This is a genomic window from uncultured Roseovarius sp. (assembly GCF_963972555.1).
In the GTDB taxonomy this organism is placed as follows: domain Bacteria; phylum Pseudomonadota; class Alphaproteobacteria; order Rhodobacterales; family Rhodobacteraceae; genus Roseovarius; species Roseovarius mucosus.
In genome coordinates this window covers 14,375-31,738 of the sequence record NZ_CAXAUM010000016.1, presented here as the reverse complement: position 1 = coordinate 31,738, position 17,364 = coordinate 14,375, and the positions used below count along the sequence as shown (strand labels likewise).

Below are 17,364 nucleotides of genomic sequence, written 5' to 3'. Positions count from 1 at the left end.
TTTCGTCATGCTGTCTTTACACAGCTGAGCGCGCTGGTGACGAAGGGGCGTGGGCTGTGCGGGATGCGGATATCCGTGAACCCCGCCCCGCGGCACATCTCGGCAATGCGCGCGGCAGAGCGGGCGCGCCCCGTGCCCATCGCCATGGTATAAAAGGCAAAATAGACGTCACCCGCGCGTTCTGGCCGCACGCCACCGGCCATTGGCTCTGCCACAATCAACCGCCCTCCGGCAGGCAAGGCCGCATGGACCTTGGCCAAAAGCGCCGTCACTGTAGCGTCGTCATGGTCATAAAGCACCCGGATGAGCGAAATCGTATCGGCCCCCTCCGGCAGCGGATCACTTCGAAAAGAGCCCGGAACAAGTGTCAACCGCGCAGTCAGCCCGGCCTGCGTCAACCGCGCCCGCGCCGAAGGAATGACCTCTGGCAAATCAAAGAGACTCAACCGCAAATCAGGGGATCGCGCGGCGACCGCCGCCAGAAACGCACCGCTGCCCCCGCCGATATCCAGTAGATGCCGTGCCTCCTTGAACGACACCATCCGAAGCACATCCTGCGCCACCAGACCCTGAGATTGCGCCATAAGGTCCGAGTAGCGGCGCGCCACCTCTGGCTCCACTTCCGCCGCCGCCCCAAAAACATAGGGCCAGAACCGCGCCAGTTCGGTTTCACCTTCCCCGCGCAACAGCGCCACGGGATCGGCCATGTCGGCGTAAAAGGCGCGGTGATGGCGAATCATCGCCTCCAGCCCCGGCGCGCCCAGAATCGCCGCCCCCTTGCGCGCCAGCGCAAAGCGCCCATCGCGCCGCCGCCGCAGCAACCCAAGCGCCGCCCCCGCCTGAAGCAATATTGCCATACGGTCTTCGGCCATTCCCGCGCGGCGCGCCAGATCAGCCGGGCTTTGCGGTCCTTCCGCCAAACGGTTCAGCAGGTCCAACTCGACCAGCGCCGATAGCACCTGCGACTGCACAAATCCTTGAACAATATCGAAAATCTCGGCCCCGTCGCGCCGGGCGATGCCGCGCGTCAAGAGAAAACCGCTGGCCCAATGCTGAAACCGTGGATTGGCAATGAGCCGCGTCAGCCAGCCGCCGCGCGACCGTAATGGGCACTCGGGCAGATCGCCCGCCACAGCCATATCAGGCCCGCATGCGCGCAGGCAGCACCGAAATGATGCGCTCGGCCTGCATCTGCACCATCTTGGCCAGCCGCGCCTCGCCGGGGCAGGACGGGATCGACGAAATCGCCCCCGCCAGAATATCCTTGAGCCGCGTCACGGCACCCGCCACCCCCAATTGCGACACCGCATTGGGCCGCCCGTGCAGATCGTCCTGCCCCACCGGCTTGCCCAGGGTTTCGGCATCCAAGAGCGCATCACGCAGATCATCCGCCACCTGAAACGCGGCCCCGATACGCGCCCCCAACTCATACCACGGCTCAGGCTCGTGCCCCGCCGCGATGGCCCCCATCTGCGTCGCGGCAATAAACAGCGCGCCGGTCTTGGAGCGGTGATAGGCCTCAAGATCGACCGTCGGCTCGCTTTCCCAGCCTTGGCCCGCGCAAATCCCGTTCGGCATGCCGCTCCGCCGCGCCAGCGCGAGGATCAGCGCATTGGCACGCGCCGCATCACGGTCCGCCACACGAGCCAGAATCTCAAAAGACATGATGATGAGCGCATCCCCGGTCAGCACCGCCAGCGGCTCGGAATAGGCGCGATGCACCGAAGCCTTGCCCCGTCGCAAATCCGCATCGTCGAAACAGGGCAGATCGTCATGCACGAGACTCGCGCAATGCATGATCTCCAGCGCGGCGGCGGCGGCATCGCTCAACTCGGGCCGGTCATCGCCACAGGCCAGCGCCACGGACATCAGAATCGTTGGGCGAATACGCGCGCCGCCCGGGCTGGTGGCATAATCGAGGGCGTCTGCCAATCGCGCCGGGGTCTGCCCGGCCTGCCCCCGCGCAATCGCCTGCGCAATGGCCGCCTCAATGCGGGTCTCGATGGGCATGGCCGCTCCTTTTTCGAGGGATGTATCAATATTCTGACACACCATGTGTAAATCATACTGGACACATTGCGCGCGCGAGTCAACAATCGCGTTATGAAATCAGACACGCCCCCTCTGGAACCGCGCGACAGGGTTGTGATCGTCGGCGCCGGGATCGCGGGGCTGGCCACAGCACTTCGCCTTGCCCATGCAGGGCTAGCCGTCACGGTGCTGGAACGGCATGCGGGCCCCGGCGGCAAGATGCGTGCCCTGCCCTCGGAGGCCGGGCCGGTTGATGCAGGCCCCACGGTCCTCACGATGCGCGGCGTGTTTGACGCACTTTTTGCCAGCGCCGGCGCCCGGCTTGAGGATCACATCGATCTCGTGCCCCAGGACATCCTCGCCCGCCATTTCTGGCCCGATGGCAGCCACCTTGACCTCTTTGCCGACGAAGCCCAGAGCCGTGCCGCGATCCATGGCTTTGCGGGCGACCGCGCCGCCCGGCAATTCACCCGCTTTTGCTCCCGCGCGCGCCGCCTCTTCACGGCCTTTGATGCCCCGATGATGCAGGCCGCCGCCCCCTCCTCTCTGGCCCTCGCCGCGACGGTCGCCCGGCAACCCACATTGATCCGCGCCATGGCGCCACTCTCGACCTTGGCACAAAGCCTTTCGCGCCAGTTCGACGATCCACGCCTCAGACAGCTCTTTGGCCGTTATGCCACCTATGTCGGTGGCTCGCCCTATCAGTCCCCGGCGCTCCTGTCGCTGATCTGGCAGGCCGAGGCGGCGGGCGTCTGGGTGGTGCGGGGCGGCATGCACCGCTTGGCACAGAGCCTCGCAACCCTCGCCAGCGCCCAAGGGGCGCAGTTTCACTATGGAACCCATGTCGCTCGGATCGAGACCGAAGGGCCGCAGGTGCGCGGCGTCACGCTTGGCGATGGCACCCGGCTTGCGGCGGATTTCATCGTTTTCAACGGTGATCCCCGCGCCCTTGCCTCGGGCTTGCTCGGACCTGCCGCAACCGCGGTCGCCCCCCAGACAACGAAACTGCCGCGCAGCCTCTCGGCGCAGGTCTGGGCCTTTGCCGCCACGCCCTCAGGTCCCGACCTGGCACATCACAACGTATTTTTCGCCGCCGATGCCCGCAGCGAGTTCGACGATCTGCTCGCCGGGCGCTGCCCACGCGACCCCACAGTTTATGTCTGCGCTCAAGATCGCGGCCTACCGGAACAGCCGCCCCACCGCGAGCGGTTCGAGATCATTCTCAACGCGCCACCGCTTGATGGCCTCACCCAAACAGCAGAGGATTTTGCCTCATGTCACACCCGGACCTTTCAAACCCTCGCGGCTTTTGGCCTGCGCTTCAATCCCTTGCCGGGCGAGGGGGCGCTGACGACACCGGCGCGGTTCGACCGGATGTTCCCGGCCTCTCTCGGATCGCTCTACGGGCAGAGCCCGCACGGCATGACAGCGGGTCTCAAACGACCCACGGCGCGCACACCCATCCGGGGTCTCTACCTCGCGGGGGGCGGGGCGCATCCGGGGGCGGGGGTGCCGATGGCCACGCTCTCCGCCAGGCACGCGGCAGAGGCGATCTTGAACGACCGAATTTCGATCTCGACGTGCCCTCCAATGGCTATGCATGGTGGTATGTCGACGGGTTGAGCGATGATGGCGGGCGCGCGGTCAGCGTGATCGGGTTCATCGGCTCGGTGTTCTCGCCGTGGTATGCGTGGTCAGGCCGCCGCAACCCGGCCAACCATGTCTGCATCAACGTCGCCACCTATGGCCCCGGCGGACGCTTTACCATGACGGATCGGGGCACATCGGCCCTGCGCCAGACCCGCGACTGCCTGACTGTCGGCCCCTCGTCCATGCGGTGGCAAGATGGCCGCCTGATCATCGAGATCAACGAAATCTCCTCGCCCCCGCTCATTTCCCGCGTGCGCGGGCGCATCACCGTGACCCCGACGGCCCTGACGCAAGTGGAATTGCCGCTCACCCCCGAGGGAACCCATATCTGGCGGCCCTTCGGCCCCACCTCGACGATCGAGGTCGATCTCGACGCCCCCGGTTGGCAATGGCAGGGGCATGGCTATTTCGACGCCAATTTCGGCACCCGCGCTCTGGAACAGGATTTCCGATATTGGACATGGGGGCGCTATCCGGTGCGGGGTGGCTCCACCTGCTTTTACGACGCGGTGCGCATGGATGGGTCTTCGCTCGCCACGGCGGTGCATTTCGACGCGGACGGACAGGCACAGGACATCGCGCTGCCGCCCAAGGTGGCAATGCGGCGCAGCCTCTGGCAGGTGGCCCGCGACACCCGCGCCGACGCCGGATACAAACCGCATCAGGTGAAACCCATGCTCGACGCGCCCTTTTACAGCCGCTCGGCGGTCAAGACGCGGCTCGATGGTGAAGAAACCGTGGGGGTGCACGAGGCGCTCGACCTCACCCGCTTTCGCATGGGCCTGCTCAAGCCCATGCTCGCGGTGCGTGTGCCGCGCCGCGCGCGGTGGAAGTTCAACGACGCGCCCTGAGCCGGGCGCGCCAAAACCTCAAATGTGGATCACCCGATCATAGGCATCGAGCACGCTTTCGTGCATCATCTCGCTCAGCGTGGGATGCGGGAAAACCGTGTTCATCAGGTCTTCTTCGGTGGTCTCCAGCTGGCGACCCACCACATAGCCTTGGATCAACTCCGTCACCTCGGCGCCCACCATATGCGCACCCAAGAGTTCGCCCGTCTTGGCATCGAACACCGTCTTGATCATGCCCTCCGGCTCGCCCAGCGCAATCGCCTTGCCATTGCCGATGAACGGGAACCGGCCAACCTTGACGGCATAGCCCTTTTCCTTGGCCTTGGCCTCGGTCAGGCCCACGCTCGCGACCTGCGGATGGCAATAGGTGCAGCCGGCGATGCTCTCGGGTTTCACCGGATGCGGATGCCCGCCCGCGATCAACTCGGCCACCATCACGCCCTCATGGCTGGCCTTATGCGCCAGCCAGGGCGCGCCCGCGATATCGCCGATGGCATAGAGACCGTCCACGCCGGTGCGGCAATATTCATCCGTCACCACATGGGTGCGATCGATCTTGACGCCCAGCGCCTCAAGGCCCAGCCCCTCGACATTGCCCACGATGCCCACGGCAGAGATGACCGTGTCAAACTCTTGCTGCTCGACCTTGCCCCCTACCTCGATATGCGCGGTGACTTTGCCCTTGCCCCGATCCAACTGCTTGACCATGGCCTTTTCCATGATCTTCATCTTCTGCTTGGTAAACGCCTTCTTGGCAAAGGCGGAAATCTCGGCATCCTCGACCGGCAGAATACGCTCCATCACCTCGACCACGGTCGTCTCGGCCCCGAGCGTGTTGTAGAAGCTGGCGAATTCGATGCCGATGGCCCCCGATCCGATCACCAAGAGTTTCTTGGGCATCCGGGACGGCATCAGCGCGTGCTTGTAGGTCCAGACCAGATCGCCATCCGCCTCAAGCCCCGGCAATTCGCGCGCCCGGGCACCTGTGGCCAGGATGATGTGCTTGGACTCAAGCTCCTCGACTCCTTTGTCGGTCTTGACGCTGACCTTCCCCTTGGCGGGCAATGTCGCCTCGCCCATCACCACCGTGACCTTGTTCTTCTTCATCAGGTGGGCAACACCGCCGCTCAGTTGCTTGGCCACCCCGCGCGAGCGCTTGACCACAGCATCCAGATCATAGCCGATTCCATCGGCTTTGAGCCCGAATTCCTTGGCGCGGTGCATCAGATGAAACACCTCGGACGACCGCAGCATGGCCTTGGTCGGGATACAGCCCCAGTTGAGGCAAATGCCCCCCATGTGCTCGCGCTCGACAATGGCCACCTTGAGGCCCAGCTGCGCACCCCGGATCGCAGCCACATAGCCTCCAGGACCCGCCCCGATTACGATCATGTCATAGGTAGTCGATGCCATGTGGCCCTCCGTTTTCCAAATTTAGTTTGCCATTAAACTATTTTTCGCAAAATCGCAACGCAACATGATTGACCGATTGAACAAACAATCGTCAGACGTGTCTTTTCAGCAATTCGGAACGCGAATAAGGCCGCTGATCATGCCGCCTGCATGATCCGCCGCAGGGTGCCGCCATAGCCGCCCCCGGCCTCGAACGCCCGTTCCGATGCGGTGGAGGGCCGCGCCAGCGCTGCGTTGCGATAGGGAAAGCGGCCAAACTGCCGGATAACCTCGCGATGCGCGCGCGCATGCGTCAGGTTCTGCTCGCCATGCTCTGGCATCCGCTCGCACATCAGGCGCACACATCGTTCCTGATCGCAGAGGTTCTCGGAATGCATGAGCGGCAGGTAAAAGAATTGCCGCGCTGGCTCGTCGATCCGCAGATCCCAGCCGCGATTGATCGCCACCTTGCCCGCCGCCAGCGCCTGTTGATCGGTGGCAAAGGCGCGCGCATCGTCCCGGAACATATTGCGCGGGAATTGATCGGTAAGGATCACATAGGCCAACATGCCGCTCGGATAGGTCAGCCAAAGGCCATAGGCCCCCTCGCGCGCATTCTCCCATGCTGCCAAGAACCGCTCCCGCACCTCGGTATCCAGCGTCTCTGACGCCTTGTACCACCCCTCCGGTCCGACTTCATCCAGCCAGAACCGCAGCACGTCGTCGGGTGTGACCATAGGGGGACTCCTCAATATCCTATGACGTTTCCATGACGGTAACGGGATTTCCTCCCATTCCACAGTAACATAATACTACAGAAGGGACATATTTTCCCGATTTCAATCCTCTTTCGCGTCTTGCGCGGTCTCGATGGCATATTCTTGCGCAAATTCCACCGCCATTGGGGACGCATTGGGCGAAACCGGCATGTAGCGGTCGGTTTCGCGCACTGTCGGTGCCTTGCGCTGCGTCATGCGATAGATCGCATAGGCCACCATCGCGAACATCAGCACCGCGATATAGAGGAAATAGCCACCCGGCCCCATCACCCCCATCATCCAGCCGACCATCAGCGGTCCCGCGATGGCCCCCAACCCGTTGATGAACACCATGCCACCCGCCGCCGCCGCCATATCCTCATGCGCGAGAAAGTCGTTGGTATAGGCAATCAGCAGCGAATAGAGCGGGTTCGACGTGCCCCCGACGATAAAGGCCGCAAGCATCAGGAACCAGAAATTATCGCCCAGCATCATGCCGATCACCGCCCCGACGCCGGTGCCCAGCGACACTGCCGCAATCAGCTTGCGCCGATCCATCCTGTCCGACAGCCAGCCCAGCGGGTATTGTGCCACCACAGCAGCCACGTAGAATGACGCCACAAAAGCCGAGATTTGCCCGACATTCAGCCCTGCTTCGGCTCCATAAACCGCCGCCATCCCGAACTGCGCGGCAAAAACGCCACCCGTCAGCAGCATTCCAACACAGCCCAGCGGTGAAATCTTCATGATCTGACGCAGCGACAGCGGCTTGGTCGTGCCAAAGGCGGGGGTCGGGCTGACCGAGAGCAGAATGGGCGCAAAGGCCAGCGACACCAAAACCGACGGGATCACGAACAGCACATAGCCCGACGGGTCCGCCAAGACCATCAAACCTTGTGCCGACACGATCCCGATCATCTGCACGATCATGTAGAGCGACAGCGCCTTGCCGCGCGTGGCATTGGTGGCGGAATTGTTCAACCAGCTTTCGGCGGTCACATAGACGCCCGAGAAACAGAACCCGATCAGCACCCGCCCCACAGACCACGCCCATGGTTCGGCAATCGTCGGATAGAGGATCAGCACCGCAGAAATCATCGAGCCAAGGGCGGCAAAAACCCGCACATGCCCGACCCGTCGGATCATCTCCGGCGCCAAGCGAGAGCCGAACAGGAACCCCACGAAATAGGACGACATGACCACCGACATCTCATAGGTCGAAAACCCCTCGAGCGCGCCGCGCACCCCCAGAAGCGTGCCTTGCATGCCATTGCCCACCTGCAACAACATCATGCCCAGCAAGAGGGCCCATGCCCCCGACAGCACCTGAAACATCGCGCTCTCCTTGTTCTTTGGGATCAGCCTAACAGATGCACATCCACGCGGCACCCCAAAGACGACTCACCCTGTCGCTTGCGCGTCCCGCCTGTCAGGCTTTGCCATGGGGATCAACAGCGAGGCATCCCCATAAGAGAAAAAACGATAGCGCTCCGCCACCGCATGCGCATAAACGTGCCGGATCGTGTTTTGCCCCATCAGGGCGGAAACCAGCATCATCAGCGTCGATTTCGGCAGGTGGAAATTGGTCATCAAGGCATCGGTGACGCGAAATTCGAACCCCGGATAGATGAAAATATCCGTATCCCCCGACCAGGCCGCAATCTCGCCTGTGGCCCGCGCCGCCGTTTCGATCAGGCGCAGCGCGGTGGTGCCCACCGGAATGATCCGCCCTCCCGACGCGCGCGTGGCGGCAATCTCTGCGGCGGCCTTGGCGCTCACTTCGCCCCATTCGGCATGCATCCGGTGGGTGGTCACATCCTCGACCTTGACCGGCAGGAACGTGCCCGCCCCCACATGCAGCGTGACATGGGTGAACCCCACCCCCATCGCCGCCAACTCTGCCAAAAGCGCCTCGTCGAAATGCAACGACGCGGTGGGGGCCGCGACCGCCCCCGGCGCCCGCGCCCAGACGGTCTGATAATCGACCTTGTCCTGCTCATCCGCCGGACGGCGCGCGGCGATATAAGGCGGCAGCGGCATCGCCCCTGCCTCGGCCAGCGCCGCATCGAAATCGTCGCCCTTGAGGTTGAACCGCAGCCGCCCCTGCCCCTCGTCCTTGGCCTCGAGCACCGCCGACAATCGGTCGGAGAACACGATTTCCTCGCCCTCGTTAATCTTCTTGAGCGGCTTGATCAGCGCGCCCCAGGTGCCCTGCGACCCCGGCTCCAGCAACGTGACCTCGATCTTGGCCGCCGTGTCCCCCTGCGCCCCTGACCGATGGCGCAGCCCGCTCAGCCGCGCCGGGATCACCCGCGTATCATTCAGCACCAGCCGATCACCAGGCCGCAACCAGCGCCCCAGGTCAGCCACCCCCGCATCGGTGATCGCACCGCCCTCTGCCACCAGCAACCGCGCCGCGCGCCGGGGTCTTGCGGGACGCGTGGCAATCAACGCCTCCGGCAAGTCAAAGTCGAAATCCGATAGCTTCATCTGTCCTGTCTTTGGTGAATGTCCTGCGCCTCGCGCGCCGCGGGCCTCTCAACCTGCCCCGAGGTGGCCGCACGCCCCGTGCCCACCGTAGGCGCAGGCCGCCGGAACATCTCGCGAAGAAAGCCGGGGGCCAGCGCCGAGAGCGGGTTAACCGACACGTCCGGGTCCGATGACGGACCCTTGAGCGTATAATTCATCCCGATAAGCCCCTCGCCGGGCCGGGTAAAGGCCTCTCCGATCCCGTTGAGCAGATAGACCGGCGAAACCACGCCCTGCATGTCCATCCGCTTGTCGGCAAGACGGTAATAGCCATCCATCGAAATCCCGACGGATGCCCCGACCGCACTGCCTTCCAGCAGGATCAATCGCTCCGGCGTCAGGCGAAACCGCGCATCGACCCGGCCAAAATGCAATCCTTGCCCGGAAAACTGCTCCAACAGGCCCACGATGCTCACCGTATTCAAGAGCGCCGCCAGAGCCGGGGCCTCCTTGACGCGGACCTGATCAATCCCCAACACGCCGTCATAGCTTCCAGGCTCCGGCGCGGGCGTCAGCACCAGCTCCAGCGTTCCCTCACGCGCCTGTTGCAACAGCCCCGCCGCCTTGAGCACACCGCCCGCATCGTCTGCCCGGATACGGAATGCGCTGCGCCCGCCCACCGGCACCACCTGCCCCGTCACCGGGGCCACGCCGTTCACAAGCCCACGAAAATTGCCGCTCATCCCCCCCGCCGTGTCGAGATCGCCGCGAAACTCGGTCAGCGCCAGACCCTCCGAGATCTGCAACCGTTCCAACTGCAAGGCGATGGGCACACCCTGCCCGCCGGTTGCGCCGTCACCTGACCCGCCGAGCGACGTTTGGCGCAAATCGACCGTTCCGCCCGTAACCTCGACCCGTGGCGCAGCCCCTGCGCCCCGACCGACCAGCGCCACGGGCGCATCGAACCAACCGCCCAACGTGACCCTGCTGAACTCGGCCCGGTCCAACCCGCCACCCGCGTTCAGGCTCACCCGCCCGCGCGCCTCCAGCCCGGCCCCGCTCAGACCCAGCGCCGTGATCTCGGGCACCTCGCCCAAGCGGCCCGTCACATCGAGCCGCCCAAGCTGCGACGCAGCCAGCGCCCAATCCAGTTGCGGCAATCGCAAACCAACCCCCGCCAAATCCGAACTCAGCGCAAATTCCGGCGCCTGCCCCTTGGCAAAGCCGATTTCCATCACCCCCTGCCCAGCGCCTGTCACACTGCCCGGCGGCAGGCCGATGGCGAACTCGTCAAGAAACCGCTGCGACAGCTCGATCTGCCCGCGCACCCGGCTCTCACCCTGCGGATTGCGACCAATCGCCATGTCCCAACTGCCGCGCACCGGCACGTCGCCCACCTGTGCCGCGCCGCCGATTTCCAGATGCGTGTTGCTCGCCTCGACCGCCAGTGTCTCCGCCGTCAACACCCGCCCCTTGATAAGACTGTCGCTGCGTACCTCGCTCAGCGTGCCGGTCACGTCAAAGGCCACCTCTTCTGTCGTCAGCTGCTTTTTCAAGAGGAACGTCAGCTGTCCAGCCAGTTCGGCCTGCCCCTCCGCCACCGTCACCGGCTGCCCGGCCTTTTGCAGAAACCGGAATGGCGGCGAATCCAGCAGCGACAGTGCTGCCGTGATCGTGCTTTGGGTCCGCAGAACGGCCTCTGCCGGGCTTTCCTTGACCCGCACATCGGGAATGATGAAACTCGTGCCTGCCACGTCGATCGCACCGCCCTCGTCGGTCACCACCTCCCCGCGCTCGGCATGGATCACAAAGCGGTTGTCATAGAGCGACGCCCGCCCAGAGGCCCCGGTAATGGGCGGCACATCGCGGACATAGACCGTTTCCAGATCCGCGAAATCAAAGCCAAGATAGAACTCGGGGCGATGCTCGGGCAAGAGACGCAATGCGAACTGAATGTCCCTCAAATCGGCCTTGGCCACGTTCTGCTCGATCCAGTCGCGTGTATTGGCCTTGGCGGCGCGGGGCCAGAGCGCCATCAACCGCTCCGGGGCCAACCCATCCATTTCGCCTTCCAGTGAAATATCCCAGCCGGCATCTCCACCGCGCGCCTCACCATGCGCCCGCAGGTATTGCCCCTGATCGCTCAGCGTCAATGCCCCCAAGGTCAGCACAAAGGGCTGTAACCGCAGCCGCAACGCCACCTGCGCCTCTTCAAGCCGGATCGGTTCAGGATAGAGATCGGCAGGATCCGCTACCACGTCGCTCACCCGGATCTGCGCCTGCAATTCGCGCGGCCATCCGTCCTCCATCCCTACCAGCCGCGCGCTGCCCTCGGCCCGCGCCTGGCCCCAGGCGCTATCCAACGACAATTCGGTGAAGCGGATTTCCTGGGCCGTCGGATCATAGGTGAAATAGCTGCGCGCCGCGCGGAACTTGATCGGGGCGGTGGCGGGCGTAGGCTGAAGCACGCCTGCGCCAATCTGCAACGTGGCATTGAGCGGGCCCAGACGCCCCTCGCCATCGACCCCTGCGCGCAGCGCCCCCGAAATCGGCGCCTCCAACGCCCCAAGCCAGGCCAGCGCAGGCGATTGCCCGGCAATGTCACCCGCCGGCATATCCTCGAACGTGGCGCCGAATTCCGCCGCCTTGCTGCCGATGCGGCCCGCGTAATTCACCGCCAGCGTGGTCGCGTAGTCGCGCGCGCCCAAGAGCGCCACATCGCCGCGCAGGGTGATCTCGTTGCCTGCGCGCACCAGTTCCAGCCGTCCGCCATCCGCGCTCCAGGCGCGGCCTGCGCGGGCATCCTCATAGCGCAGCGTCAGATTGTCTGCCGTCACGCGCGTCAACGCATCCAGCTGCGGCCGGGCAAAGAGCGCATCCATCTGTTCATTAAAGGTGCCGCCCTGCCCCGTGCCCTCGAACATGATCGCGAATTCGCCCGACGCCAGCCGCCGCAGACCCAACCGCGCGCCCGACAGATGCACCGCCTCGGGTTGCACCTCGCCGCGCAACAGCGGCGCCGGTGCGACCGTCACCGCAAGCGATCCCAGAGTGACCAGCGTTACACCATCGAGATTGGCCAGCACCACATCCCGCAGCGCCACCCGCGGTACCAGATCCTCGCCCACCACCAGTGACATCTCGCCGAAACGGAGGGCATAACCCGGCACGCTCGCATCAATCCGCGCGGCGATCCGCGCCTGCACCCAGTCAGGCGCGCGCAGGTTCGCCCCGATGCTCATCGCCACCCCAAGGCCCAGCACAACCACCAGCACCGCGCTGGAAAAACAGAACTGCATCACATGCCGCAGCGCGCGCCGCCCCTTGCGGGCGCGCTTGCTGGTCTTGAGTGCAGTCTCCGGCGTTTCCGCCGCGCCCTGCTCTTGTGTCGGCTGCGTGCTCATCCTATCCGTTCGGGCGCATGCCGCGCCTCTCTTTTGCCTCGTGGCTTTATTCTGGTCTCTTGCGACCTAATATGGAATTCACAATTTTTCATCCCAGAGGATATCCCATGCCTGACACATCCGAAATGGCCCCCGATTTCACCCTGCCGCGCCCCGGTGGCGATCCTGTTACGCTCTCGGCCCTGCGTCCCGGCGCGGTCGTGCTTTTTTTCTACCCGCGCGATGATACCTCTGGCTGCACCAAAGAGGCGGTTGCCTTCTCCAGCCTCAAGGATCAGTTCGACGCCGCCGGGGTTACAGTGCTGGGCATTTCCAAGGACAGCCTCGCCAGCCACGAGAAATTCCAATCCAAACATGCCCTTACCGTGCCGCTTTTGTCCGACGAGCATACGCAGGTCTGCGAAGACTATGGCGTCTGGAAGGAAAAGAGCATGTATGGCAAGAAATTCTTTGGCATCGAGCGCTCGACCTTCCTGATCGACGGGGAGGGGCGCATCGCCCGCGTCTGGCGCAAGGTCAAGGTGCCCGGCCACGCCGAAGAGGTGCTGGACGCGGTCAAGGCGCTGTGAGCGAGCTGACCCTGACAGAAATGGCCGTCGCGGTGCTCTCGACCCGCGATGGCCGCGCCAAGACGGCCCTCTCGCGCGCCCATGCCGCGACGTGGTTTGCCGCCCGCGCGGCGGGACGCGACATTCCTTTGGGGCGTGCCCAGCCGCCCCTGCGCCCCGCCCGCCCTGACCGGCCCGCACTCCTCGACCCGCGCGACGTGCCCCGCCGCCGCCCCGGCTCGGTGCAGGGGCGCATCGCGCTTCTGCATGCGGTGGCCCATATCGAGCTCAACGCCGTGGACCTGCACTGGGACATCATCGCGCGCTTTGCCGACACCCCGATGCCGCTTGGATACTACGATGACTGGGTCAAGTCCGCTGATGAGGAATCCAAGCATTTCAACATGATATGCGACTGTCTTGAGGCAATGGGCAGCCATTATGGCGCTCTGCCCGCCCATGCCGGCATGTGGCGCGCCGCCGAGGACACGGCGCAGGATTTTCTTGGCCGCCTCGCCGTCGTGCCCATGGTGCTCGAGGCGCGCGGCCTTGATGTCACCCCCGGCATGATCGAGGTGTTCGAGCGCGCAGGCGAGACCGCCGCTGTCGCCGCCATGCGCGTGATCTATGCCGAAGAGGTGCATCACGTCGCCTATGGCTCCAAGTGGTTTCACTTTCTCTGCGGTCGCCATGACATCGACCCCAAGACCGCCTTTCACGGCCTCGTGCGACGCTACTTCCACGGCGCGTTGAAACCGCCCTTCAACGAGGAAAAGCGTGCCGAGGCCGGAATCCCGCCCGATTTTTACTGGCCCCTTACCGAAAGCGGCTCAATCACGGGTTGAAATCCGGCTTATGCTATCGGCGAAATTCCGCCACTCGGGCGGGAAACAGCCCAGCCCCGCCTGAGGATTGGTCAAAAATCTTGCCCAAAGCCACCCTGCTGGCTAATCACGTTTCATTGCGGCGCCTGAAACCAATCCGGCACCGCAGGAGACGACCGTAGGGGCAACAGGGACATTGAGCGCGTGAGAACAAGACTTGCGATAAAAATTCATACGATCCTTGAAAGATACTTTCCCGAACGCCGGGTCTTTTTGCGATCCGATAACGATACGCGCTTCATCCGTCTGCGCCCCTCAACCCAGCTTTTTGCCTTTCTCGGGGCCTCAGCCATCATCGCCTGGTCAATCATCGCCACCTCCATCCTCGTGATGGACAACATCGGTGCCGGCAATTTCCGCGAACAGGCCAAGCGCGATCAGCGCACCTATGAAAACCGCCTCAACGCCCTCTCCTCCGAACGCGACAAACGCGCCCAAGAGGCAATTGCCGCACAAGAGCGGTTTTCCTCTGCGCTGGAACAGATTTCGCTGATGCAATCCGAATTGCTGGCCTCTGAAACCCGCCGTCGCGAACTGGAAACCGGCATCGAGGTGATCCAGTCCACCCTGCGCCGCACCATGTCTGAGCGCGAAGAGGCCCGCGAAGAGGCCGAGCAACTGGCTCTGTCAATCGAGTCAGAAGGCGGCTCGGGTGTTGGCCTGACCGCTGATGCGGGCTCTGACGCGACAGTCGATTTCCTGACCGCCGCACTGGAGGATGCCGCCGAAGAACGCGACACCACCATTGCCAACGCCCATGACGCGCTGCTCAAGGCCGAAGAAATGGCGTTGGAACTGGAACTGCTCAAGGATCAGAACGACCAGATCTTCAGCCAACTAGAAGATGCCATGGCCATCTCGGTCGAACCGCTGGACAAGATGTTCCGCGCTGCGGGCCTCAATACCGACAACCTGCTCCAAACCGTGCGTCGGGGCTATTCCGGTCAGGGCGGCCCACTGATGCCGCTCTCCTTCTCCACCAAGGGCGAAGAACCCTCGGTGGACGCCGAACGCGCCAACCGCATCCTTGGCCGCATGGATGAATTGAACCTCTATCGCATCGCCGCGCAAAAGGCGCCCTTTGCCCTGCCGGTCAAGAGCGCGTTCCGCTACACCTCGGGTTATGGCATGCGCTGGGGCCGAATGCACCAGGGCACCGATTTCGCCGCCCCCCATGGCACGCCGATCTACTCCACCGCCGATGGCGTCGTCACCCACGCAGGCTGGCTTTCGGGCTATGGCCGCCTGATCAAGATCCAGCACGCCTTCGGGATCGAGACCCGCTATGCTCATCTGTCGCAAATCCGTGTCAACGTCGGGCAAAGGGTCTCGCGTGGCGAGCGGATTGGTGATATGGGCAACTCTGGACGTTCTACGGGCACACATCTACACTACGAAGTCCGCGTCGGCGACAAGTCCGTCAACCCCATGATATACATCAAGGCTGCAAACAATGTTTTCTAAGAGCAAAATCAACGAACCCGCGCAAAAGCCCGCAGAGGCCAAACCGGCTGCCTCCGAGAACCGGCTCGATTCGGCGCGGCCTGACGCGCTGAATACGGAATTCAAGGCCTCGGCCCCCAAGGCCAAGCCGCCCGCCTCGGTGCTGTCCTCGGACCTGCACGTGACCGGCAACCTCAAGACCACCGGCGACATTCAGGTCGAAGGCTCGATCGAGGGCGACATCCGCGCGCATCTGCTGACCGTGGGCGAAGGCGCCACCATCAAAGGTGAAGTGATCGCCGATGACGTGGTCATCAACGGCCGCATCGTGGGTCGTGTGCGTGGCCTCAAGGTGCGCCTGACCTCGACCGCCCGCGTCGAAGGCGACATCATCCACAAGACCATCGCCATCGAGAGCGGCGCGCATTTCGAAGGCTCGGTGCAGCGTCAGGACGACCCCCTGACCGGCAACAAGACCGCGCCCAAGCCCGCAGCTGCCACAGCGCCCGCCGCGCCGAAGCCCGCCGAAGGCTAAACCAAGCACAGATCCAAAAAGGCGGCGTGGCCTCGTGCCATCGCCGCCTTTTTCATGCCTGCTGCCCTGCCTCTGCGGCGTGTTGCGCCCCATCGAAACTACACCCGTCCCGGGCTTGACCCGGGACCTCTCCGAGGCAGCGTAGAGGCCCCGGCTCGGGGGCCGGGGAAATATGACCCCGATCCGACGCAACGTGCTTTACGGCTCGCGCAGCGCCTGTTGGCTCTTGTAAAGCGGCTTCAACAGATATTGCAGCACGGTCTTTTCGCCGGTGTGCAATTCCACCTCGGCCTGCATACCGGGCCTGATCTCGATCCCCGCCTGCCGGGGGGTAAGCGCGCTCATATCCACCCGCAACGACACCTTGTAATGCGGATCGCCATCGGGATCGCGCGCCCGCTCATCCTTGAACGTATCGGCGGAAATGAAATCGACCCGCCCCTTCAAGGTGCCATAGATCGTGTAATCATAGGCCGTCAGCTTGATCGTTGCCTCCTGCCCGCGCCGGATATTGGCGATATTGCGCGGCTCGACCCGCGCCTCGACAAACATCTCCTCGTCGAGCGGAATGATCTCCAGGATTTCCTCGCCGGGGCGCACCACGCCGCCAATGGTCGTCACATTCAGATTATTGACCACGCCGCGCATCGGGCTTTGCAATACCGTGCGGTTGAGCTGGTCCTGACTGGCCCGTAAATTCTGGCGCAGCGTCGCCAATTCCTTCAAGGTCTCGGAATAGGCCTCGGCCCGCTCCAACTCGGCCTGTGTCACGATCTCGTCATAGCGTTTCTCGGCATCGGCATGGGCCTTGCGCGCGCGCGTGACCTCGATCAAGGCCACGATCTTTTTCTCCAGCAATCCCTCCAACAGCCGCTTTTCCTCGGCGGATTGCTGCATCACCCGCTTGGCGCCTTCGCTGCGCTTGACGAAATCCTCCTGCCGCGCCCTGAGCAGCGCGCGCTCCGAGGCCACCATTTCCCCGGCCCGTGCCGCCAGCACCTCGGGCACGACGAAATCGAACTGCCCGGCCAATTCCGCCTCCAGCCGCAATTGCCGCACCTCAAGACCAGCGATCTGATCCTGCAAATCCGCCACTTCGGAATTGAACCGCGTATCATGCAGCCGCGCCAGAACATCGCCACGCGCCACCACATCCCCCTCCTGCACCAGCAATTCCGCCAGAATCCCGCCCTCGAGGTTCTGGATGATCTGCGGCCGTGAGGTGGAAATGAACTCGCCCGGTGCGCGCACGATCTCGTCGATCCAGGCAAAGGCCGCCCAGAGGATGAAGATCCACACGCTCGCCGCACAGAGCCAGACCATCAGGCTCGGACCGCGCAAGCGCCCGTTCAGTTCCGCCAGAATGCTTGCCGTGCTGCGCGCGCCCACATCGCTCATG

At 63.9% G+C, this 17,364-nt stretch carries 14 protein-coding genes; 6 read left to right on the top strand and 8 right to left on the bottom strand.

Features of this window, described 5'->3' with window-relative positions; genetic code table 11:
• Nucleotides 1–5: 5 nt before the first annotated feature.
• Nucleotides 6–1,139 carry a methyltransferase gene (locus AACZ65_RS14255; RefSeq protein WP_339671928.1) on the bottom strand — a complete coding sequence of 378 codons (1,134 nt, stop codon included), beginning with the start codon at nt 1,137–1,139 and terminating at the stop codon, nt 6–8.
• A 1-nt stretch (nt 1,140) separates the two neighbouring features.
• On the bottom strand, nt 1,141–2,010 hold the full coding sequence (locus AACZ65_RS14250; RefSeq protein WP_339671926.1) for a polyprenyl synthetase family protein: 870 nt from the start codon (nt 2,008–2,010) through the stop codon (nt 1,141–1,143).
• Between the two features lie 93 nt (nt 2,011–2,103).
• Here AACZ65_RS14250 and crtD point away from each other — a divergent pair, with 93 nt between their 5' ends.
• Nucleotides 2,104–3,654 (top strand): 1-hydroxycarotenoid 3,4-desaturase CrtD, encoded by a 1,551-nt coding sequence (gene crtD / locus AACZ65_RS14245; RefSeq protein WP_339671925.1) that lies wholly within the window; start codon nt 2,104–2,106, stop codon nt 3,652–3,654.
• Nucleotides 3,651–4,532 (top strand): carotenoid 1,2-hydratase, encoded by an 882-nt coding sequence (locus tag AACZ65_RS14240; protein WP_339672011.1) that lies wholly within the window; start codon nt 3,651–3,653, stop codon nt 4,530–4,532. Before crtD ends, AACZ65_RS14240 begins: the two co-directional genes overlap by 4 nt.
• A gap of 18 nt (nt 4,533–4,550) precedes the next feature.
• Here AACZ65_RS14240 and lpdA read toward each other — a convergent pair whose 3' ends face one another.
• The 5 genes from lpdA to AACZ65_RS14215 all read right to left on the bottom strand — a co-directional run bounded on the left by lpdA (nt 4,551) and on the right by AACZ65_RS14215 (nt 12,555).
• On the bottom strand, nt 4,551–5,945 hold the full coding sequence (lpdA, locus tag AACZ65_RS14235) for a dihydrolipoyl dehydrogenase (protein ID WP_297542331.1): 1,395 nt from the start codon (nt 5,943–5,945) through the stop codon (nt 4,551–4,553).
• Between the two features lie 137 nt (nt 5,946–6,082).
• Nucleotides 6,083–6,661: a DUF924 family protein gene (locus tag AACZ65_RS14230; protein ID WP_339671923.1), complete on the bottom strand. Its 579-nt coding sequence runs from the start codon at nt 6,659–6,661 to the stop codon at nt 6,083–6,085.
• A gap of 102 nt (nt 6,662–6,763) precedes the next feature.
• The gene (locus tag AACZ65_RS14225) at nt 6,764–8,017 is read right to left on the bottom strand and encodes an MFS transporter (protein ID WP_037268960.1); all 1,254 of its coding nucleotides are present in this window, start codon (nt 8,015–8,017) and stop codon (nt 6,764–6,766) included.
• 66 nt (nt 8,018–8,083) lie between these two features.
• Complete coding sequence (queA, locus tag AACZ65_RS14220) at nt 8,084–9,172, bottom strand: tRNA preQ1(34) S-adenosylmethionine ribosyltransferase-isomerase QueA (protein ID WP_339671921.1); 1,089 nt, start codon at nt 9,170–9,172, stop codon at nt 8,084–8,086.
• Entirely contained in the window at nt 9,169–12,555 is a 3,387-nt protein-coding gene (locus tag AACZ65_RS14215) for an AsmA-like C-terminal region-containing protein (RefSeq protein WP_339671919.1), read from the bottom strand. The genes queA and AACZ65_RS14215 overlap by 4 nt, the downstream gene beginning before the upstream one ends.
• A gap of 107 nt (nt 12,556–12,662) precedes the next feature.
• Between AACZ65_RS14215 and AACZ65_RS14210 the strand changes: the two genes are divergently transcribed.
• From AACZ65_RS14210 to AACZ65_RS14195, 4 genes are all read left to right on the top strand, one after another.
• Nucleotides 12,663–13,124, top strand: a complete 462-nt coding sequence (locus AACZ65_RS14210) for a peroxiredoxin (RefSeq protein ID WP_339671917.1) — start codon at nt 12,663–12,665, stop codon at nt 13,122–13,124.
• A 20-nt stretch (nt 13,125–13,144) separates the two neighbouring features.
• Complete coding sequence (locus AACZ65_RS14205) at nt 13,145–13,948, top strand: ferritin-like domain-containing protein (protein ID WP_339672009.1); 804 nt, start codon at nt 13,145–13,147, stop codon at nt 13,946–13,948.
• A gap of 183 nt (nt 13,949–14,131) precedes the next feature.
• The gene (locus AACZ65_RS14200; protein ID WP_339671916.1) at nt 14,132–15,451 is read left to right on the top strand and encodes a M23 family metallopeptidase; all 1,320 of its coding nucleotides are present in this window, start codon (nt 14,132–14,134) and stop codon (nt 15,449–15,451) included.
• Complete coding sequence (locus AACZ65_RS14195) at nt 15,441–15,965, top strand: polymer-forming cytoskeletal protein (RefSeq protein ID WP_339671915.1); 525 nt, start codon at nt 15,441–15,443, stop codon at nt 15,963–15,965. The genes AACZ65_RS14200 and AACZ65_RS14195 overlap by 11 nt, the downstream gene beginning before the upstream one ends.
• 198 nt (nt 15,966–16,163) lie before the next feature.
• Here AACZ65_RS14195 and AACZ65_RS14190 read toward each other — a convergent pair whose 3' ends face one another.
• Nucleotides 16,164–17,363 carry an HlyD family type I secretion periplasmic adaptor subunit gene (locus AACZ65_RS14190; RefSeq protein ID WP_339671913.1) on the bottom strand — a complete coding sequence of 400 codons (1,200 nt, stop codon included), beginning with the start codon at nt 17,361–17,363 and terminating at the stop codon, nt 16,164–16,166.
• Nucleotide 17,364 lies beyond the last annotated feature (1 nt).